This window comes from Leifsonia sp. McL0618 (genome assembly GCF_049994905.1).
Taxonomy (GTDB): Bacteria; Actinomycetota; Actinomycetes; order Actinomycetales; family Microbacteriaceae; genus Diaminobutyricibacter.
In genome coordinates this window covers 152,467-171,359 of sequence record NZ_CP188258.1, presented here as the reverse complement: position 1 = coordinate 171,359, position 18,893 = coordinate 152,467, and the positions used below count along the sequence as shown (strand labels likewise).

Annotated in this window: 17 protein-coding genes; 14 read left to right on the top strand and 3 right to left on the bottom strand. The window is 66.2% G+C overall.

The features are described 5' to 3' along the window. The first annotated feature begins 59 nt into the window (after positions 1 to 59). From ACPPVQ_RS00825 to ACPPVQ_RS00810, 4 genes are read left to right on the top strand one after another with little or no spacing between them, the layout of a single operon-like run. Complete coding sequence (locus tag ACPPVQ_RS00825; protein ID WP_426517647.1) at positions 60 to 938, top strand: transketolase; 879 nt, start codon at positions 60 to 62, stop codon at positions 936 to 938. Next, on the top strand, positions 935 to 1,912 hold the full coding sequence (locus ACPPVQ_RS00820) for a transketolase family protein (protein ID WP_426517645.1): 978 nt from the start codon (positions 935 to 937) through the stop codon (positions 1,910 to 1,912). Before ACPPVQ_RS00825 ends, ACPPVQ_RS00820 begins: the two co-directional genes overlap by 4 nt. Further along, on the top strand, positions 1,905 to 3,419 hold the full coding sequence (locus ACPPVQ_RS00815) for an FGGY family carbohydrate kinase (protein WP_426517643.1): 1,515 nt from the start codon (positions 1,905 to 1,907) through the stop codon (positions 3,417 to 3,419). The genes ACPPVQ_RS00820 and ACPPVQ_RS00815 overlap by 8 nt, the downstream gene beginning before the upstream one ends. 10 nt (positions 3,420 to 3,429) lie before the next feature. Further along, positions 3,430 to 4,416 (top strand): sugar phosphate isomerase/epimerase family protein, encoded by a 987-nt coding sequence (locus ACPPVQ_RS00810; protein WP_426517641.1) that lies wholly within the window; start codon positions 3,430 to 3,432, stop codon positions 4,414 to 4,416. A gap of 160 nt (positions 4,417 to 4,576) precedes the next feature. Here the strand turns inward: ACPPVQ_RS00810 and ACPPVQ_RS00805 are convergent, their stop codons facing one another. Continuing rightward, positions 4,577 to 5,566, bottom strand: a complete 990-nt coding sequence (locus tag ACPPVQ_RS00805; protein WP_426517639.1) for a sugar-binding transcriptional regulator — start codon at positions 5,564 to 5,566, stop codon at positions 4,577 to 4,579. A 111-nt stretch (positions 5,567 to 5,677) separates the two neighbouring features. On the opposite strand from ACPPVQ_RS00805, the gene ACPPVQ_RS00800 reads away from it, so the two are divergent. Continuing rightward, complete coding sequence (locus ACPPVQ_RS00800; protein ID WP_426517637.1) at positions 5,678 to 6,433, top strand: alpha/beta fold hydrolase; 756 nt, start codon at positions 5,678 to 5,680, stop codon at positions 6,431 to 6,433. A 120-nt stretch (positions 6,434 to 6,553) separates the two neighbouring features. Next, positions 6,554 to 7,084, top strand: a complete 531-nt coding sequence (locus tag ACPPVQ_RS00795) for a DUF6328 family protein (RefSeq protein WP_426517635.1) — start codon at positions 6,554 to 6,556, stop codon at positions 7,082 to 7,084. Between the two features lie 67 nt (positions 7,085 to 7,151). On the opposite strand, the gene ACPPVQ_RS00790 is transcribed toward ACPPVQ_RS00795, so the two are convergent. Both ACPPVQ_RS00790 and ACPPVQ_RS00785 read right to left on the bottom strand, forming a co-directional pair. Then, positions 7,152 to 8,363 (bottom strand): right-handed parallel beta-helix repeat-containing protein, encoded by a 1,212-nt coding sequence (locus ACPPVQ_RS00790; RefSeq protein ID WP_426517633.1) that lies wholly within the window; start codon positions 8,361 to 8,363, stop codon positions 7,152 to 7,154. A 240-nt stretch (positions 8,364 to 8,603) separates the two neighbouring features. After that, positions 8,604 to 8,924, bottom strand: a complete 321-nt coding sequence (locus ACPPVQ_RS00785) for a hypothetical protein (protein WP_426517631.1) — start codon at positions 8,922 to 8,924, stop codon at positions 8,604 to 8,606. A gap of 229 nt (positions 8,925 to 9,153) precedes the next feature. On the opposite strand from ACPPVQ_RS00785, the gene ACPPVQ_RS00780 reads away from it, so the two are divergent. The 8 genes from ACPPVQ_RS00780 to ACPPVQ_RS00745 all read left to right on the top strand — a co-directional run bounded on the left by ACPPVQ_RS00780 (position 9,154) and on the right by ACPPVQ_RS00745 (position 18,841). Continuing rightward, complete coding sequence (locus ACPPVQ_RS00780; RefSeq protein ID WP_426517629.1) at positions 9,154 to 10,251, top strand: calcium:proton antiporter; 1,098 nt, start codon at positions 9,154 to 9,156, stop codon at positions 10,249 to 10,251. 321 nt (positions 10,252 to 10,572) lie between these two features. Continuing rightward, positions 10,573 to 11,991: a polysaccharide biosynthesis tyrosine autokinase gene (locus tag ACPPVQ_RS00775; protein ID WP_426517627.1), complete on the top strand. Its 1,419-nt coding sequence runs from the start codon at positions 10,573 to 10,575 to the stop codon at positions 11,989 to 11,991. Further along, positions 11,988 to 12,581 carry a low molecular weight phosphatase family protein gene (locus ACPPVQ_RS00770; RefSeq protein ID WP_426517625.1) on the top strand — a complete coding sequence of 198 codons (594 nt, stop codon included), beginning with the start codon at positions 11,988 to 11,990 and terminating at the stop codon, positions 12,579 to 12,581. Before ACPPVQ_RS00775 ends, ACPPVQ_RS00770 begins: the two co-directional genes overlap by 4 nt. 8 nt (positions 12,582 to 12,589) lie before the next feature. Beyond that, positions 12,590 to 13,570 carry a hypothetical protein gene (locus tag ACPPVQ_RS00765; protein ID WP_426517623.1) on the top strand — a complete coding sequence of 327 codons (981 nt, stop codon included), beginning with the start codon at positions 12,590 to 12,592 and terminating at the stop codon, positions 13,568 to 13,570. A gap of 23 nt (positions 13,571 to 13,593) precedes the next feature. After that, positions 13,594 to 15,465 (top strand): polysaccharide biosynthesis protein, encoded by a 1,872-nt coding sequence (locus tag ACPPVQ_RS00760; RefSeq protein WP_426517621.1) that lies wholly within the window; start codon positions 13,594 to 13,596, stop codon positions 15,463 to 15,465. Beyond that, a complete protein-coding gene (locus ACPPVQ_RS00755; protein ID WP_426517619.1) occupies positions 15,462 to 16,598 on the top strand; it encodes a DegT/DnrJ/EryC1/StrS family aminotransferase in 1,137 nt (378 codons plus the stop codon). Before ACPPVQ_RS00760 ends, ACPPVQ_RS00755 begins: the two co-directional genes overlap by 4 nt. A 76-nt stretch (positions 16,599 to 16,674) precedes the next feature. Beyond that, positions 16,675 to 17,697 (top strand): hypothetical protein, encoded by a 1,023-nt coding sequence (locus ACPPVQ_RS00750; protein ID WP_426517617.1) that lies wholly within the window; start codon positions 16,675 to 16,677, stop codon positions 17,695 to 17,697. A 79-nt stretch (positions 17,698 to 17,776) separates the two neighbouring features. Next, entirely contained in the window at positions 17,777 to 18,841 is a 1,065-nt protein-coding gene (locus ACPPVQ_RS00745; RefSeq protein WP_426517616.1) for a GNAT family N-acetyltransferase, read from the top strand. Positions 18,842 to 18,893 lie beyond the last annotated feature (52 nt).

The following is an 18,893-nucleotide window of genomic DNA, read 5'->3' as shown; positions in this document are numbered from 1 at the left end:
ATCCTCTCGGTCATGCAAAGCTATTGCAACTCTCGTCACCACTGAATAGGTATGCACACATGTTGACCACCGACCCCCAACAGGTCGAAGACTGGCGCGAACTGCGGGCGCGACTGACCGCATCCGCCCCCGCAGAGCGCTCGCAACTGCTCTCCGACACCGCCCGCCGCACCCGGCGCAGCGTCGTCAGGATGATCTCGTCCGCGGGCCAGGGGCACATCGGCGGCGACCTCTCGGTCACCGACATCCTCACGACACTCTTCGCGTACACCCTGCGCATCGACCCGGCCCAGCCCGACCTCGCCGGACGTGACCGGTTCATCCTGAGCAAAGGCCACTGCGCCGCCGCGCTCTACTCGACGCTCGCGTTCAGCGGCTACTTCTCCCCCGCATCCCTCAGCACCTTCATGGCGCCCCTCTCCGAACTGAACGGCCACCCCAACCGCAACAAGATCCCCGGCGTCGAAACCAACACCGGCCCGCTCGGCCACGGCCTGCCCGTCGCCGTCGGCCAGGCGGTCGCCGCGAAACTGACCCGTTCGGGCGCGCGCGTCTTCGTGGTGATGGGTGACGGGGAGATGCAGGAAGGCAGCAACTGGGAGGCGCTGATGGCAGCATCCCATTTCGGCCTCGACAACCTCGTCGCGATCGTCGACCGCAACCGGCTGCAGCAGGGCGCGCGCACCGAAGACACGAACGCACTCGACCCGCTCGACGAACGTCTCGCCGCGTTCGGGTGCGAGGTGCGTGAGATCGACGGCCACGACTACGACGCCCTCATCGCGGCGTTCGCGCCGTCAACCACCGGCAAGCCGGTCGCCATCGTCGCCAACACGACCAAAGGCAAAGGAATCTCCTTCGTCGAAGACCGCGTCGAATGGCACCACAAGGTGCCGTCGCCCGAACAGGTCGCACTCGCGCTGGAGGAACTCGCATGACCATCGAAGCCGCCACCACGTCGCTCGCCGACGCACCCGTGTACGACAACCGCGCGGCCTTCGCCGACGAGCTCATCCAGCTCGCGCGGCAGGACGAACGCATCGTCGCCGTCTGCAACGACTCCGTCGGCTCGAGCAACCTGACCGACTTCCGCGACGAATTCCCCGACCGCCTCATCAACGTCGGCATCGCCGAACAGGACATGGTCGGCGTCGGCGCAGGCCTCGCGAGCTCGGGGCTCATCCCCTTCGTCTGCGCGGCAGCACCGTTCCTCACGGGGCGGTCGCTGGAACAGGTCAAGGCCGACGTGGCCTACAGCCAGCACCCGGTCATCCTGTGCGGCATGAGCCCCGGCATGGCTTACGGCGAGCTCGGCCCGACGCACCATTCGGTCGAAGACCTCTCCTGGCTCCGTGCGCTGCCCGGCCTCGACATCGTGGTGCCCGCGGACCGCAGGCAGACGCGGGATGCTGTGCGCCAGGCGGTCGAGCATCCGCGCCCCACCTTCATCCGCGTCGGCCGCCACAAAGTGCCCGACGTTACCGTGGAAGGCGACCGGCTGGTGCGCGGCCGGTTCACCACGGCACGCACCGGCACCGACGTCACGCTCATCGCGACCGGCACCCTCGTCTCGCGCGCACTCATCGCGGCCGAACGGCTGCAGGCTGCGGGCGTCGACGCGCGGGTGCTGAACGCGTCGCACATCGCTCCGCTCGACGTGGATGCGATCACGGATGCCGCCCGCACCACCGGCGCGATCGTCACGGCCGAAGAGGCCAACATCGCCGGCGGCCTGGGCGCTGCCGTCGCCTCGGTCGTCTCTCAACTGGAGACCGCAGCACGGGTGCCGCTGCGTATCCTTGGGCTGACGGAGTTCGCTCCGACCGGCAGCACCGATTTTCTGCTCGGTCATTTCGGGCTCACCGCCGACCACATCGCCGACGCTGCCAGGGAGGCCCTCGCGCATGGATGAGCCTGCCGGCTCGGCCGTCATCGTCGCGGTCGACCAGGGCACCAGTTCCACGAAAGCCCTCGCGGTCGACGCGATGGGGAACGTCGTCGGCTGGGGATCCGTCACGGTCGGGCAGCAGCACCCGCAAGCCGGGTGGGTGGAGCAGGACGCCGCAGAGATCGCGGACAGCGCGATCGAAGCCGTGCGGCTCGCCGTCTCCGGTATCGCCTACCGGGTGGCGGGCATCGCGCTCAGCACCCAGCGTGAATCGGCCGTCATCTGGGATCGCGCCACCGGCGAGCCGCTCGGTCCGGTGCTCGGCTGGCAGGACCGCAGGACCGTCGCGGCGGCCCAGGCACTGACGACGGCCGGGCATGGCGATCGCGTGCGCCACATAACCGGTCTCCCCGTCGACCCCATGTTCTCTGCCCTGAAGTTCGCGTGGCTGCTCGACCGGGTCGATCCCGGCCGCGAGCGTGCGAACCGGGGCGAGATCGCCGTCGGCACCGTCGACTCCTGGCTCGTGCACCGGCTGACCGGCGAGTTCCGCATCGAGACCGGCAATGCCAGCCGCACGGCACTCCTCGACCTCGCGACCCTCGACTGGAGCGACGAGCTGCTCGAGATCTTCCGCATCCCGCGGGCGGCGCTTCCCCCGGTCTTCCCGTCGAACGCGGTGACCGCGCCCGTGACCGGCCTGCCGATGCTGCCCGCGGGGACGCGCATCCATGCCGTACTCGGCGACTCGCACGCCGCCCTGTACGGGCACGGCGCCCGCACGCCCGGGTCGGTCAAGGTCACGCTCGGCACCGGATCATCGATCATGGGCCTGCTCGATTCGCGCGCATCCAGCCCCGACGGGCTCGTCACGACGGTCGCCTGGAGCGACCCCGGCGCGAGCTACGCGTTCGAAGGCAACATCCTCTCGACGGGCGCGACGCTGGTCTGGCTCGCCGAAGTGCTCGAGACGACACCGGCCGAACTCGCTGCGCTCGCGGCCGAAACCGACAGGGATGCCGACCCGGGCCACGGAGTCGACCTGGTTCCCGCATTCTCCGGGCTCGGCGCCCCGTGGTGGGACGACGACGCCCGCGCGATCATCACCGGCTTCGACCTGAGCACCTCCCGCGACGACCTCGCCCGTGCGGCGGTCGAGTCGATCCCGCTCCAGATCGAGGACGTGCTGTGCGCGGCGGAAAGCTCGACCGGCCGGCGTTTCGACACCATCCTGATCGACGGCGGCCCCGCCGCCAACGACTGGCTCGCCCAGCTGCTCGCCGACCTGAGCCAGCGGAAAGTGCAGCGACCGGACGTCGCCGGGCTGTCCGCCCTGGGGGCCGCCCATCTTGCGGGTATCGGCGCCGGGGTGTGGACGGCCGACGACGTGCTCGGGTTCGACCGCAACGGCACGACCTTCGAGCCGATCATGAGCCCGGCGACGGCGCGCGCTCGACGCCAGCGCTGGCGTGAGGCGATCGCCCTGGCTCGCGCGCGGCCGGAACCACGCCATCCGCATCCCTATATATAAGGAGTACACGATGAGTACCATTCAGCGTTTCGGCGCGGGAATCTGGCACTTCGCCACCTACGTCGACCGCTATGCCACCGACGGCTATGGCGACCCGCGCAGCGTCGTCGACGCCATCGATCTGGCCAGCGAGGTGCGCGACCTCTCGGTCGTCGACCTCAACTACCCGTTCTTCGGCGGCGAGTTCACGAACGACCAGGTCAAGGAGGCGCTCGACCGGGCGGGACTCGGAGTCATCGGCATCACCCCCGAGATCTACACCCGCGAATTCGCGAAAGGCGCCTTCACCAACCCGGACCCCGGTGTGCGGCGGCGCGCCCACGAACTGATCACCGAGGCGGCCGACGTCGTGCGGTACTTCGGCGCGGACTACGTGAAGCTCTGGCCCGGGCAGGACGGGTGGGACTACCCCTTCCAGGTCGACCACGGCGCGCTCTGGAAGAACTCGCTCGACGGCGTCGGCCTGCTCGCCTCAGAGAACCCCGACCTGAAGTTCGTGATCGAATACAAGCCGCGCGAACCGCGCGTCCATATGTCGTTCGACTCGGTCTCGCGCACCCTCCTCGGCATCGAGCGCATCGGGCTGCCAAACGTTGGCATCCTGCTCGACTTCGGCCACGCACTGTTCGGTGGGGAGTCGCCCGCCGACTCGGCGCAGCTGGCCATCGACTACGGGCGGCTCTTCGGCATGGACGTCAACGACAACCTGCGCCAGTGGGATGACGACATGGTCGCCGGCACCGTGCATCCGATCGAGCTGTTCGAGTTCTTCTACACGCTGCGCAAGAACAACTGGGAAGGCGTGTGGCAACTCGACCAGTTCCCGTTCCGGGAAGACAGCGTCGAGGCGGCGAATCACGCGATCGACTTCCTCAAGGCCGCGGACCGTGGGCTCGAGAAGCTCGACTTCGCTGCGGTGCAGGCAGCGCAGGACAGGCATGACGCGATCGGGGCACTGGCACTGGCGCAGAAGGCGCTGTTCACGAGCTACAAATGAGCTCGTGCCCGCTCACGCCGTTCGTAAAACAGGAGACCGTGTGACTGGTGTGACCAGAGTGAGCGGATAGGGGCCGCTGGGGTCGCATCCGTCACTCCCGTCACACGAACTCCTGTTTTACGAACGCGCGCATGGGGCGGTCGGCGGATGCGCGGGCGCGTCAGCCGACGAGGCGGCGGGCGGTATCGACGTCGGTGATGAGCACGTCGATCCAGCGGCCGAGGGCGGCTGCGCGGATCGCATCCACTTTTCGTGCGCCCCCGGCGATGCCGATCGTGCGCGGGATCGCGCGCAGCTGCGTCGCCGAAATGCCGATGACCCGCTCTTCGAGCTCACTGTCGACGAGAGCGCCGCCAGCGTCGAAGAAGTGCAGGCAGACGTCGCCGACCGCGCCGAGTTCGCGCAGCGAGCCCTGGTCTTTCTCTGAGATCGCGTTGCCCGACGACTGCAGCAGCGGCGAAGGCTGAAGGCTTCCGATGCCGACGAGTGCGACCGAGAGGCCGTCCCACGCCGACGCCACCTCGCTCACGTACGGGTCTTCGAGCAGGGCATCCCTCACCGATTTGCGCGCCACGATTCCGGGCGCCGGAAAGTAGCGGGCCGTTGCTCCGGTGACGCGCGCCAGCCGGTCGGTGAGATGTGTCGCCTTGACCTGCACGCTGGGGTCGCCCACTCCGCCGAGGAGTTGCACCGCCGTTCGGGCGAGGCGCGTGCGCTGCGGGGTCATCGCATCCACGACCGCGAGCAGGGTGGACGACCACGACGAGACGCCGATGTCGTCTTTCTCGGACAGCGTCGTCTCGAGGTAGGCGGCTCCCGCGCTTCCGAGGGTTGCAAGCAGGGCGTTGTCGTCGGGCGCGCTGCCCTCGCTGTCGTCTCCACCGACGACGACGTCGGCGAGCCCGTAACGGTCGCGGATGGCGTCCTCGAGCTGCGAGTGCACGCCCGGCGGCGTGACGACGATCGTTCGCACGACCCCGAGGTTCACCGCCTCTTTGAGCAGCCGGGACACCCGGGACTGCGAGATGTGGAGGCGTTGCGCGATCTCAGGCTGGCGGATGTGCTGCTCGTGGTACATGCGTGCGACTTTCGTCAGCAGCGACATGCGTTCGGCGGGCAGCCTGCTCCACTCCGCGTTGCCGATCGACATGGCGCGAGTCTATTGCATAGCTATTCACGGGCGGATGCTCTGGCACGTGTCAGGGGTACGGAGGACCATGGAGGTGTCCAGCGCATCCAGCGCATCCAGAAGGGAACCGCCATGGCCGAAACCGTCACATCGAGCGACGGCAGCACGCTCGCGTACGAAGTCGAAGGCAGCGGACCGACCCTCTTGCTGATCGGCGGGGCGTTCAGCACCCGCCAGTCGGCCGCATCGGTGCTACCGGTCCTGACCCCCCATTTCTCCGTCGTGCGATACGACCGGCGCGGGCGCGGCGACAGCACGGATGCGAGCAACCCGCCGCCCTACGAACGCGAGCGCGAAATCGACGATGTGCGGATCCTGCTCGACGCGGTCGGCGGGGACGCCTTCGTCTACGGGCACTCGTCGGGTGCCGCCCTGGCGTTCGAGGCTGCTGCCGCAGGTGCATCCATCGCCCGGGCCGCCGGGTATGAGGCTCCGTACATCGTGCAGTCCGAACCGACCGAGCAGGTGGCCGATGCACTGGCGGCGGGCGATCGGGAACGGGCGACGGAGATCTTCCTGGCGACGACCGGAGCCGACCCGTCGACGATGAAAGACACGCCCTGGTGGCCGGGACTCGTGGCGCTTGCGCCCACACTCCCGTACGAGTTCGCTCTCGTCGATGCAGGCGTGCCGGTCGAGCGGTTCGGTGCGATCCGGATTCCGGCGCTGGTCATGGACGGCGGCGCGAGTCCGGCCTGGGCTGCGGATGCGGCGGAAGTTCTGGTGGCGAGCATCCCGAACGCAACGCGGCGCACGCTGGCCGGCGAGACCCACGGGGTGTCGAACGAGGCGCTCGCGCCTGTGCTGGTGGAGTTCTTCCTCGGGTAGCGAGCGTGCTCGCTGCGACCGGAAGATGCACGCTCGGTAGCAAGACCGGCACGCGACGGCACCTCGACCGGGCGCTCAGGCGGGGCTACCGTGGGCGGCGCACGAATGGAGGCGATCTCGATGGCACCAGACGCACCCGACCAGGAAGCGCTCGATGCCGACCCGTCCGACGGCCGCGATGAGACGCGCAGCGAGCGGTCGGACCGGAACTGGGCGGACATCCTCCAGGAGTTGCGGGTCACCCAGACGGGAACCCAGATCGTCAGCGGGTTCCTGCTGACGCTCGCTTTTCAGCAGCGATTCGCCGAACTGAACGGCTTCCAGACCGGCACGTATCTCGTGCTGGTGCTGCTGGCGGCGGCGTGCACGGCGTTCGGGCTGGCGCCGGTCGCATTGCACCGCACCCTGTTCGGCCGGCACGAGAAGCCCGAAGCGGTTGCGACCGCCGACGCGCTGCTGCGCACGACGCTGATCCTCGTCGCACTGCTGACCACCGGTGTGGTGTTCTTCGTCTTCGAGGTGACGGTCGGGCTGGCGCCCGCGATCGCCGCCGGGGTGCTCGTGCTGCTGCTGATGGTCGCGCTGATGGGGGCGCTGCCGCGCATCGCGCGGTCGCGGGGGCGGCCTGCTGATGTGCATGCGGATTCCTGATGAAGCTCAGAAGATCGTGATAGTCGGTTCGGCTACCAAAGTGAGGTCCACTGAGTGTGCGTGGCCTTCAGGAATTCCCGAGGCTGTTGCCGCCCAGGTCTGTGATGACGTTCGTCCGCGAGCTCAGGGCGTCCACGCCATAACGATCCACGTCGGCGGCTATCTTCCCTCCTGCCTCAAATCGATTACCACCGAAGTTCACAGTGTTACTCGTGCCATTGACCCACAGAAGTGCAGTAGTTTCTCCCGGATCAGTCCAGGCGGCCACCACGGTGTTCTTCAGGATCGTGATATTGCTGTTTCCGCTCACGAGGTGTACACCAGCTACACCGGGATCCACGATCCGGTTGTGGGAGATCACAGCGTCTCGGGTGAAATAGGCCACGATCCCACCTGCCGACCCCGCCGCCTCCGTTGGCCCATTTCCCACGATCATGTTGTTGGCGATCACGGCGTTCGCGTCCTCGGTCCGGGTACCCACCAACTCGATTCCGGCCTTCCGAGTGCCATCGGTCAGCGACGATCTAATGTAGTTTTCAGTGACCGTGATCCCCCTCGGCGCGTACATACCGACCTTTCGCTCGTCGGGACACGGAACCATCGCAATGCCCACCCTCGTGTCCGTAACACGATTGTTCGAGATCGTTAGCTGCGTGCCGCCATGAGTGTCGATCCCCTCCCAGCTTCGGACCCCGTCGATCGTGTTCCCATCTACCACTACGCCTGACGTGCGAGGTGCCTCGATCAAGCTCAGCGTTCTGTCGCGGGTCATTGCGATCCCGTAGGAATTCACGAATCCGGGCGGTTGCGTGACGTCTCTAACGGTGTTTTTCAGGATCGTCCCCTGGCGGCCCGAAAGCACCATGATCCCGGCATAAGCGACGCTCCGAGCCATTACACCAGACACCTGGAAGTTCGTCACCTGGTTGAGGAATACAGCGTCTTTGCGCCAGCCTTGGATGACGCCGCCCAATATGCGAAGCCTATCGATTGGCGCGCCACTCGTCCCGACTGCGCTGATCCCTTGCCCAAGACCGGCCTCAGTCGAACCGACACCCGTCAGGACTGCGTTCTCGATCGTTACGTCGCTAGAAGCGACGTCAATCGCGTTCGCATCCGTCGTCTGGGTAATCGCGCCGCCGACGAAGAGGAGAGTAACCGGCTTGTGGATCTCAAGCGGCTTTGTGCGACGCCAGTCGCGCCGCACCTCGAGCGTGCCGCCGGTGGGTGTCGCTGCGAGAGCGGCCTCGAGCGACGAACGCCGATTGTCCGAGGTCACGACGCCAGCCGTAGGTACCGAACTGGTGGAGGGCGGTGCCGACTCGCGTGAGTTCAGGGTGACAAGGACCGAACCCGCGACGACCACCGCCGCCATAAAACCCAACATGCTCAGAACCATTGCCCGACGAGCTCGACTCTGACCCCTCGCTCGCTCTGACACGGGGGCAGCCTAGCTGACCAGATGCCGGATTACGCTGCGCACCGTCGGCAGCCTCGGCTGACCGTTCGGCCTTCGAGACTAGACCTCCGGCTTGCGCTCACGCCCGAGCTTCAGCCACGCGGCGCCGAACGCGATGAGCGCAAGCGGGATCCCGATGTACAGGGTCGTACTGCCGGGAACGATGTCCAACTGGAAGGGAAGCACACTCGCAACGATGAGCAGCCCGCCGATAGCCCCGAAGACGAAACCCCACCGATACCGGGAGTGCAGGGCAGCGGAGGGATTCTCGCCCCGCGAGCTCTGAAGCCACCGGGCCAGACGACGCGACAGGATGATCGCGGCGATACACAGCGTGAGAATCAGCCCCCCGAAGATCAGGCTCTCAGCCGTCGTCGCCATGTGCTGACTCTACCCAGCCGCCGGCGGGAACCCCGGTCGCACATGGGGGCAGTCACGGTGCGTTTCTCCGTGACAGCCCCGATGTGAGGGGACGGCGCTCGACCGTAACGTGGGATTCAGGTTTTCGGCCGGGGGGGCAGCGGGTCGGGATGGAGTCGTCCATCCCGACCCGCGTTGCTTTCTCCACATCGCCTGATGCGCGCATCCGCTGCGCTGCCATGATTGGTGGATGAAAGCCATCGCGACCTGGATCGCCCACTTCTGGGCGGTGGTGGTCCCGATCATCGGCATCGTGCTCCTCGTCGCGGCGTGGAACGTGACGCTCGGCCCTGTGCTCGTGACCCTGGTGGCCGTCGCGCTCGCGGGCACCGTGCTGGCGGCGGTGCAACACGCCGAGGTCGTCGCGCACAAGGTCGGCGAACCGTTCGGGTCGCTGGTGCTCGCAGTCGCCGTCACGGTGATCGAGGTCGCCCTGATCGTCACGCTCATGACGAGCGGCAAGGACACTCCGACCCTGGCGCGCGACACCGTCTTCTCTGCGGTGATGATCACGATGAACGGCATCGTCGGGCTTTCGCTGCTGCTCGGAGCATCCCGTCGCACCACCACCAGCTTCAACGCCGAAGGCACCGGCGCAATGCTGGCGACCGTGGCGGCTCTCGCCACCCTGACGCTGGTGCTCCCGACCTTCACCGCTGCGCCCGGGCCCCAGTTCTCGCCGGTCCAGCTCGTGTTCGCGGCCGTCGCATCCCTTGCTCTCTACGCGATGTTCGTGTTCACGCAGACGGTCGCGCACCGGGACTTCTTTCTGCCAGTGGGCGCCGACGGCAAGCCGATCGAAGATGACGACGCCCACGCCACCGCGCCCAGCGCGCGCACGACCTACGTCAGCCTCGGCCTCCTGGTGATCGCGCTGGTCGCCGTCGTCGGGCTGGCCAAGCTCGAGTCACCGTCGATCGAGGCGGGCGTCGCGGCGATCGGATTCCCGAAGACCTTCGTCGGTGTCGTGATCGCACTGCTGGTGCTGTTGCCGGAGGGGATCGCGGCCGCCAAGGCGGCATCCCGCAACCGGATGCAGACGAGCCTGAATCTCGCGCTCGGCTCGTCGATGGCGAGCATCGGCCTGACAATCCCAGCCATCGCCCTCGCATCGATCTGGCTGACCGGGCCGCTGCTGCTCGGCCTCGGCGCCAGCCAGATCGTGCTCTTCGTCCTCACGGTCATCGTGAGTGTGCTGACCGTCGTACCGGGGCGGGCGACCCGCCTGCAGGGCGGCGTGCACCTCGTGCTCTTCGCCGCGTTCATCTTCCTGTCCATCGTGCCGTGACGCCGGTGCGATGGGATGCTCGACCTGGCCCGGGCGCGCCGAGTAGACAGACCAGTCGACCGCATCCCTGGCCCCCCAGTTCGGGGGAGCCCGAAATTTGCGCACCTGCAAAACACTTGCAATAAATGCAATCGCAGGATGGAACGGTAAGGCTACCCAGAGCAGTATGCGATCATTAACCCGCGTTTCGTTCGGGACGACTATGTCGAAGCTAGATGCCGGCGTATGCTCGTGCGGTCTTGTGACATGAGTGCGGAGGCATAAGCGCTTGGCGGCTTACTGCCGCCAATCATTTACTGGTTTGCTTTTCGGGAGGCAACGTTGGAGCTGCGTGACTACCTGAGGATCCTGCACAAGAACTGGATCCTCATCGCGGTCAGCGCTCTGCTCGGCGTCGCCGTCGCAGCGGGGTATTCGCTGATGCTGACCCCGAAATATCAGGCCACCACCGAGTTGTACGTTTCGGTGCGAGCCGCTGACGCCGGCGCGACGACAGACCTCGTGCAAGGCACGACCTTCGCGCGCCAGGCGGTCACGAGCTATGTCAGTGTCGTGAACAGCGCGACCGTTCTCGATCGGGTCATCGACGACCTCGACCTCAAGGTGACCTCGGCGCAGCTAGGCGCCAAGGTGTCGGCCACCTCTCCGCTCAACACCGTGCTGATCGACATCACCGTCACCGATGAAGATCCACAGCGGGCAGCGAAAATCGCCAACTCGGTCGGTCAGAACACGGCCTACATCGTGACCAACAAACTCGAAAAGCCGACGGGCGGGTCCAGCCTCGTCAACATCCAGACCATCCAGCCTGCCGTCACGCCGACGAAGCCGTCGAGCCCGAACGTGCCGCTGAACATCATTCTGGGCCTCCTGATCGGCCTCGCAGTCGGCATCGCTGCCAGCCTTCTGCGCAGCGTTCTCGACACGCGCATCCACAGCTCGCATGACATCGAAGGTGTCACGGACGCCCCGATCCTCGGCGCCATCAGCTTCGACCCCGACGCGAAGAAGCGCCCGCTGATCGTTCACGCCGACCCGCGCAACCCGCGGGCGGAGTCGTTCCGCAGCCTGCGCACGAACCTGCAGTTCGTCAACATCGGCAACGGTCCTCGCAGCTATGTCATCACCAGCTCGGTCCCCAGCGAGGGCAAGAGCACTACGGCCGCGAACCTCGCGATCAGCCTCGCTGAGACCGGCGCACGCGTCGCGCTGGTCGACGGCGACCTGCGGCTGCCGCGACTCGCCGAGTACATGGGCATCGAAGGCGCCGTCGGCCTGACCGACGTGCTCATCGGCCGCGCCCCGCTCACCGACGTACTGCAGAAGTGGGGCCGCGGCGAGCTCTACGTTCTGCCGGCCGGGCGCATCCCGCCGAACCCGTCCGAGCTCCTGGGTTCGAACGCCATGTCGAAGCTGCTCCACTCGCTGACCAGCGAATTCGACTACGTGCTGATCGATACACCGCCGCTCCTGCTCGTCACCGACGCGGCCGTCGTCAGCAAGCTCACCGGTGGTGCGATCATCGCTGCCGCGTCGGGCATGACGAAGAAGAACGAACTCTCCGCCGCTGTGCGGGCACTCGACCACATCGGAAGCCGCCTGGTCGGCATCGTCGTCACGATGCTGCCCGTCAAGGGCCCGGATTCCTACGGCTACGGCGTCTACGGCTACGGCGTGACGAACGAGCTGGCAGACGAGGAGACCGTCGAGAAGCGCATTCGCCGGGCGGCCCAGGTGTGAGCGCCTTTCGCATCCTGACCGTGTGCACGGGCAATATCTGTCGATCGCCCCTCGCCGAGCAGGTGTTGAGGGCAGAACTCGACGAACTCGACGTCACGTTGAGCAGTGCGGGCACTGCTGCGCTCGTCGGTGATTCTATGGATGACCGCGCAGCCGAGTACTCCCGCCAGTTCGGTGGGCGGCCCGACAACCACGCCGCGCGCCAGCTCGCCGTGGGGCAACTGGGTGACGCCGACCTCGTTCTCGCGCTGAGCCGGGAGCACCGCCGCGCCATCGTCGAACTGCTCCCCCGCGCATCCCGGTTCACCTTCACCCTGCGCGAGTTCGCGCGCCTGCTCGACAGCCTCCACATCGACGACCGCGACGACGTGGTCGCCCAGCCCGACCCATACGCACGCCTCACTACTCTTGTCGGCCACGCGGCCGCCAACCGTGGTGTCGCCGAGCGCCCGGACCACCCCGCCGACGACGACGTCATCGACCCTTTCCGCCAGGACGACGCCGTCTACGCCGAATCCACCCGCCAACTCATCCCCGCCGTCCAGTCGATCTCGCTGACCATGCGGCGTGCAGCCGCAGGATTCGAGTAGGTGCCCGGATGGCAGCTGCAGTCAACAAGAAGGCCCAGTCCGGCGACCGCAGGGTGAGCCGCCGGCGCCTGGCGATCATCGGGCTCATCGCGTTCGTGCTGGTCGACATCCTCCTCGTCGTGTGGGCGCTCGTCGCCGTGCGCACTCCGCCCCACGAGCCGACGCCTGCCGCTTCGAGTTCGACGCCTCCGAGCCAGGTGCCATCCGCGACGCCAACGCCGCCTGCGACGCCCACACCGACCAGCACTCCCGCCGCTGACGCCGTCGCCCCGGCCCGCGTGCTCGCCGCGCTCGACGGTTCGACCGCGTGGCGCGCATCCACCGGGCCGTGCCCGGCGACGCCGGCTTCGCCGCAGATCACGACGGATGGCGGCGCCACCTGGAAAGCGACGGACGCCGCTGGTCCGACAGGAGCATCCTCGATCCTCCGCATCTCCGTGCAGTCTGCCAAGCAGGCCAGCGCCGTCACGCTCGCCTCGCAGGGGTGCACGCCCGAATACATTCGCACCTATGTCGCCGGCGACAACTGGGCGACCTACCCCGACCAGCTGGCCGGGTCGTGGTACGTCGAGGCGGCGAAGCGCAGTGTCGTACACACCCCGACCGGCGATGTGCAGGCGCCCTGCACCACAGTGATCGACGTGGCCGTGCGCGATCCGGCCAACGCCGCCGTGCTCTGTGCGAACCACGATGTGCATGCCACCGGCAACGGCGGCGCAGCCTGGGGTCCGGCTGTGCCGGTCGCCGGATCCGCCGCGATCAGCACGGCGGGCAACGGCTACATCATCGCTGTCACAGACCGTCAGGGATGCGCAGGCACGGCGACGACCCTCTACGACGGCGGCAGCGCGCTGGTCGGCGGCGGGTGCGCCACCTCGACGAAACCGCCCGCGGGAGGGGTTTCCGTCGCGAACGGTGGGAGTACCTTGTGGATGTGGTCGGCTGACTCCGTAGTCAAGTCGACCGACGGTGGTGCGACATGGCGATGATCCGGGGACTTTTCAGTGAGCGCGTGCGGGCAGAGACCCGCAGGCGCGGTGACACGCTGTTCAAACGGTTCGGCGCGCAGTTCGTGATCGACGCCGCCGCCTGGGTCATTGCGATCTACGTTGCAGCCATGTTGCGCTATGACTTCGACGTCGCGTTCGTCGCGTTTGTCGCGTTGGGACTCGTCGCGGCCGGAGCCGTCGCCTGCCAGCTGCTCATCGGACTGTCACTGTCGCTCTACCGCGGACGGTACACGTACGGGAGCTTCGAAGAGATAAGGTCGCTCCTGCTGGCCGTGTGCCTCGTCGCTGTCGCCATGGGACTCCCCATCGCCATCGTCGGCAATGCGCTATGGCTGCCGCGCAGCATCGTGTTCATCGCTCTGCCGCTCGCGTTCGTGCTGATGGGCGGCGCACGCTACCTGAAACGCCTGTGGGTCGAGCACCGCATGAAGCCGGGCGTCAACGCGCAGCCCACGCTGATTCTCGGCGCCGGCTACCTGGGCAGTTCTCTCGTGCAGCGCATGCTGACCGACCCGACCTCCCCGTATCTTCCGGTCGCGCTTCTCGACGACAATCCCGTCAACGCCAAGCGTCAGATCCGTGGCGTTTCTGTCGTCGGCGGCCTTCCCGACCTGCCGGCCGTCGCCGAGCGTACCGGAGCCAAGGTCCTGATCGTCGCGATCGCCCGGGTGGATGCCGCCCTCCTGCGTGCGATCAGCGCCGTCGCCGATCCGGTGGGGGTGAAGGTGAAGGTGCTGCCCACGCTCGATGACGTGCTCGACGGGCAGTCCGGCCTCTCCGATGTGCGCGACATCGCGATCGAAGACCTGATCGGCCGGCAGCCGGTCGACACCGATGTCGCAGCCATCGCGAGCTACCTGACGGGCCGGCGCGTGCTGGTCACCGGCGCCGGCGGCTCGATCGGCTCGGAACTGTGCCGCCAGATCTCGAAATACCGTCCGGCCGAGCTCATCATGCTCGACCGTGACGAGACGGGGCTGCAGAACGCCCAGATCGCGATCTCGGGCCACGGGCTGCTGGACACGAACGATGTGGTGCTGGCGGACATCCGCGACTCCCAGGCATTGAGAGGGATCTTCCAGCGCCGGCGGCCGGAGGTCGTGTTCCACGCGGCCGCGCTGAAGCACCTTCCCATGCTGGAGCAGTACCCGGATGAGGCATGGAAGACGAACGTGCTCGGCACGCTGAACGTGCTGGAGGCGGCCAGCGATGTGAACGTATCCACTTTCGTGAACATCTCGACCGACAAGGCCGCGAACCCGACGAGCGTGCTCGGGCACTCGAAGCGCATCGCCGAGAAGCTCACGGCCGGCACCGCGCTGGGTGGGCGGGGTCGATACCTTTCGGTGCGCTTCGGCAACGTCATCGGCAGCCGCGGATCAATGCTCCCCACCTTCCAGGCGCTGATCGACGCGGGCGGCCCGCTCACGGTCACCCACCCCGACGTCACCCGCTACTTCATGACCATTCCCGAGGCGTGCCAGCTGGTCGTGCAGGCGGGCGGCATCGGTGATCCGGGCGAGGTACTTATCCTCGACATGGGTGAGCCGGTGCGCATCCTGGACATCGCTGAGCGCATGATCGCGGCCAGCGGCAAAGAGATCGAGATCCGGTTCACCGGCCTGCGCCCGGGCGAGAAGCTGCATGAAGACCTGATGGGCGCCGCCGAGTCTGACGAGCGGCCCATGCATCCGAAGATCTCGCACACGCGGATCGCCCCCCTGACCGTCGACGAACTCGACCATGACATCTGGATCGACCGTGCTCGTGCGAGCTCCACGGACACGGTCGGCATCACGCTCGGGTCGCTGGTGTCGGACGACTCGCTCGACTCTCTCGACCCGGTCGACTCGACGCAGGAGAACCGCCGGTGAACGATCGCATCCTCATGTCGTCGCCTGATGTCGGCGAGCTCGAGGAGACCTACCTCGTCAAGGCCTTCCGTTCCGGCTGGATCGCGCCCCTCGGACCCGACGTCGACGCCTTCGAACTCGAGGTCGCCGACCGTGTCGGGGTCGCCCACGCCGCCGCGCTCTCATCGGGCACGGCTGCGCTGCACCTCGGTCTCCTGTGCCTCGGCGTCAAGCCCGGAGACGTCGTGGTCACCTCGACGATGACGTTCGCCGCGACGGCCAACGCGATCGCCTATACGGGCGCTCGGCCTTATTTCGTCGACTCCGAGCTGGACACTGGCAACATGGACCCGGCCCTGCTCGAGCGCGCCCTCGGCGAACTGCGTGCAGCCGGCGAGACGGTCGCTGCCGTCGTTCCGGTCGATCTGCTCGGCAAGTCCGCCGACTACACGCGCATCCTGCCGATCGCGGACGCCTTCGGCGTTCCGGTGCTAGCGGATGCTGCGGAGGCGCTCGGCGCATCCCATGCCGGAAAGCAGGCGGGCGCGTTCGGAGCGGCTTCGGCGATCTCGTTCAACGGCAACAAGATCATGACGACGTCCGGCGGCGGGATGCTGCTGACCGACGACGCGGACCTCGCGGCTCGCGTGCGCTACCTGGCCACGCAGGCCCGGCAGCCGGCCGTGCACTACGAGCACACGGAGATCGGTTACAACTACCGGCTCAGCAACCTGCTCGCTGCGGTCGGGCGGGCCCAGCTCGTGCGTCTGGATGGCATGATGGCGCGGCGGCGCGCGATCCGCGACCGGTATCGTGCGTTGTTCGCAAGCGTGGACGGAGTGGAGATCTTCGGCGGCGCCGACGACCGCGAGGACAACTGCTGGCTGACGTCGGTCGTCGTGGATCGTGCCGTGACGGGCTGGACTGCGGCGGATCTCAGTGCCGCCCTCGCGGCAGGCAACATCGAAAGCCGCCCGCTGTGGAAGCCGATGCACCTGCAGCCGGTCTTCGCAGGGGCCAAGTCTGCATTGAATGGCAACGCCCAGAGACTCTTCGAAACGGGTGTCACGCTTCCCAGCGGGTCAGCGTTGAGCGACGAGCAGCTTTGCCTCGTCTCCAGCGCATTGGAACAATACCTGGAGTCGTATGTCTAGCTCGACTACCCCGGTTGGTCACGCCCGCTCCGGAGACTCGTCCGTGTCTAGAGGAACGCGCGAAATCGGGTCAGACATGGAGCTTGTCGAGACAGAGTTCATTATGGCCGGACTGGAAACCCCGCCTTGGGAGATCCCGGGCGCCCAGTTTGGCTACGTTGAGACCGGCCGCCAGGCGCTCGCGCTGCTCGCGGACGAGCTGGCTTCGGATGGTCATCGCACACTGCTCGCCCCCGATTACTTGTGCGACACAATGATCTCTCCCTTCGTGACGCGGGGATGGTCTGTAACCGGATACCGAATGACTTCGGCTCTGGACATCGATCACAGCGATCTGCTAGCCCATGCTCACGCACAAGTCGGCCCGTTCACCGTTCTTCTCGGCCTGTATTTCGGGCGCGAGCCAGACAACGCATATCGTGCCCTTGTCGACGAGCTGCACCATATCGGAGCGCGAGTCATTGATGATGAAACACACCGCGTATTGCGGCCCCGCAATTCAGGCGCGGACTTTGCGATCGGAAGTCTACGGAAGACCCTTCCTCTTGCTGATGGGGCGTACGTGCGCTCATTCGGAAATCAAGACTTCTCAATTGGACCTGTCCGGCCCGACAGCCGCCGCTGGGCTGCGATGGATGAGAAACGTCGATACCTCGACGGCGAGCTCAAGGAAAAGACCTTTAAGACGCTTTTCAGAGAAGCTAACACTGAGTTAGAAGCGGACGATCTCGCGCGCGCAATCGGTGCGCGCACCCGAGAGGGCATTGGTCACCTCGACTATGAACAATTGAGGAAGTCCCGCGTCTCAAATGCACTGGTCCTTGACGCGGAACTCGAACGGCTCCACATAACTCGCCTGAATCCTCCCGGACCGACTCTGATTCCATCTCATCTCGTGATTTCTGTCGACAATGCAGCTGCCGTACAGCACCGCATGGCAGAAATGGGTGTGTACTGCCCGATTCACTGGCCGCGAAGCGAATTGCTCACGGATCTCGGATCGTGGCCCAGCACATACTTGTCGCTTCCTGTCGACCATCGTTACGACGCTACAGACATGCTCCGCATTGCTTTCTCGTTAGTCGAGGCAACGTCGTGAGCCGCAGTACGGCCCGGTCAGAGGGTCCAAGAATGCACTTGTCGGACATTTCCTCCTCACGGTCGATCGGCGATCCGTCATGACCGGCAAATCCTTTCGTGTGCTGGACGCCACGATCCCATCCGAACGACAGGATTGGCTCCAACTCTGGGAGAGCTGGCCTCAACGAGAAGTTCACGCGCATCCGGCGTATGTCTCGCTCTTCTCTGAAGGTGTAGGGCAGCCGTTGGGGGCTGTGTGGGAGTCGGTAGCAGGATCTGTCCTCTTTCCGTTCATCCTGCGTGACGCGCGAATGCCAGATGCCGACACAATCGATGACAATTACACAGACATCGTGACACCGTACGGGTACGGAGGCGCGTACGCGTGGGGCGTCACGAATGACCGTTCGTTAGCTACGGACTTCTGGCAAGCGTTCACAGCGTGGTCAGTGAAGCAGAGCGTCGTCTCCGAATTTGTCCGCCTCAGCGTCTTCGACGAAACTCTGCTGCCTTACCCCGGGTCGGTCGAAGTGAGACAGGACAATGTCGTCTGCGACCTTGCACTCGAACCGGATGCACTCTGGATGAGTTTCGATCAGAAGGTGCGCAAGAACGTCAAAAAGGCGCAGCGCTCGGGGGTTGTGATCGAGGTCGACACGACCGCGAGCCGATTCGACGAGTTCCTACGGATCTACCAAGCCACGATGGACCGGCGCGGAGCCGATGGCGGGTATTACTTCCCGAGAGAATTCTTTGAGGCGATCCACGAGGAAATGCCCGGTCAATTTGCCTACTTCCACGCCGTTCTCGAGGGTGCCATTGTTTCGACCGAGTTAGTGCTTTTGTCCAAAGACAGTGCGTACTCATTCCTGGGCGGAACGCTCGACGACGCGTTCACCGTCCGGCCCAACGATCTGCTCAAGTACGAGGTCATGCGCTGGTTGGCGCTGAGCGGTCGGCGCTGGTTCGTGCTCGGTGGCGGTTACGAACCAGGGGATGGCATCTTCCGGTACAAGCGCGCGTTCGCACCGGGGGGTGTCCGCCCGTTCGCAGTTGGAATGAGGATCATCGACTCTAACTCGTACCGCACACTCGTAGCGCGTCGTCTGACCGTGAATCCTGAGCCGATTCGCTCAGGGTTCTTCCCGGAGTACCGGGCATGAGAGCGCTATTGGGCATCGCCCATCGAACTACCGAATCAGGTAACCGGCAAGA

What these genes read in the sequence shown, in the direction of transcription:
- ACPPVQ_RS00825 (WP_426517647.1), top strand. Translation starts at nt 60, where the DNA reads ATGTTGACCACCGACCCCCAACAGGTCGAAGACTGGCGCGAACTGCGG.
- ACPPVQ_RS00800 (WP_426517637.1), top strand. Translation starts at nt 5,678, where the DNA reads ATGGCCGAAACCGTCACATCGAGCGACGGCAGCACGCTCGCGTACGAA.
- ACPPVQ_RS00810 (WP_426517641.1), top strand. Translation starts at nt 3,430, where the DNA reads ATGAGTACCATTCAGCGTTTCGGCGCGGGAATCTGGCACTTCGCCACC.
- ACPPVQ_RS00780 (WP_426517629.1), top strand. Translation starts at nt 9,154, where the DNA reads ATGAAAGCCATCGCGACCTGGATCGCCCACTTCTGGGCGGTGGTGGTC.
- ACPPVQ_RS00745 (WP_426517616.1), top strand. Translation starts at nt 17,777, where the DNA reads ATGACCGGCAAATCCTTTCGTGTGCTGGACGCCACGATCCCATCCGAA.
- ACPPVQ_RS00765 (WP_426517623.1), top strand. Translation starts at nt 12,590, where the DNA reads ATGGCAGCTGCAGTCAACAAGAAGGCCCAGTCCGGCGACCGCAGGGTG.
- ACPPVQ_RS00815 (WP_426517643.1), top strand. Translation starts at nt 1,905, where the DNA reads ATGGATGAGCCTGCCGGCTCGGCCGTCATCGTCGCGGTCGACCAGGGC.
- ACPPVQ_RS00820 (WP_426517645.1), top strand. Translation starts at nt 935, where the DNA reads ATGACCATCGAAGCCGCCACCACGTCGCTCGCCGACGCACCCGTGTAC.
- ACPPVQ_RS00785 (WP_426517631.1), bottom strand. Translation starts at nt 8,924, where the DNA reads ATGGCGACGACGGCTGAGAGCCTGATCTTCGGGGGGCTGATTCTCACG.
- ACPPVQ_RS00750 (WP_426517617.1), top strand. Translation starts at nt 16,675, where the DNA reads ATGGAGCTTGTCGAGACAGAGTTCATTATGGCCGGACTGGAAACCCCG.
- ACPPVQ_RS00805 (WP_426517639.1), bottom strand. Translation starts at nt 5,566, where the DNA reads ATGTCGATCGGCAACGCGGAGTGGAGCAGGCTGCCCGCCGAACGCATG.
- ACPPVQ_RS00795 (WP_426517635.1), top strand. Translation starts at nt 6,554, where the DNA reads ATGGCACCAGACGCACCCGACCAGGAAGCGCTCGATGCCGACCCGTCC.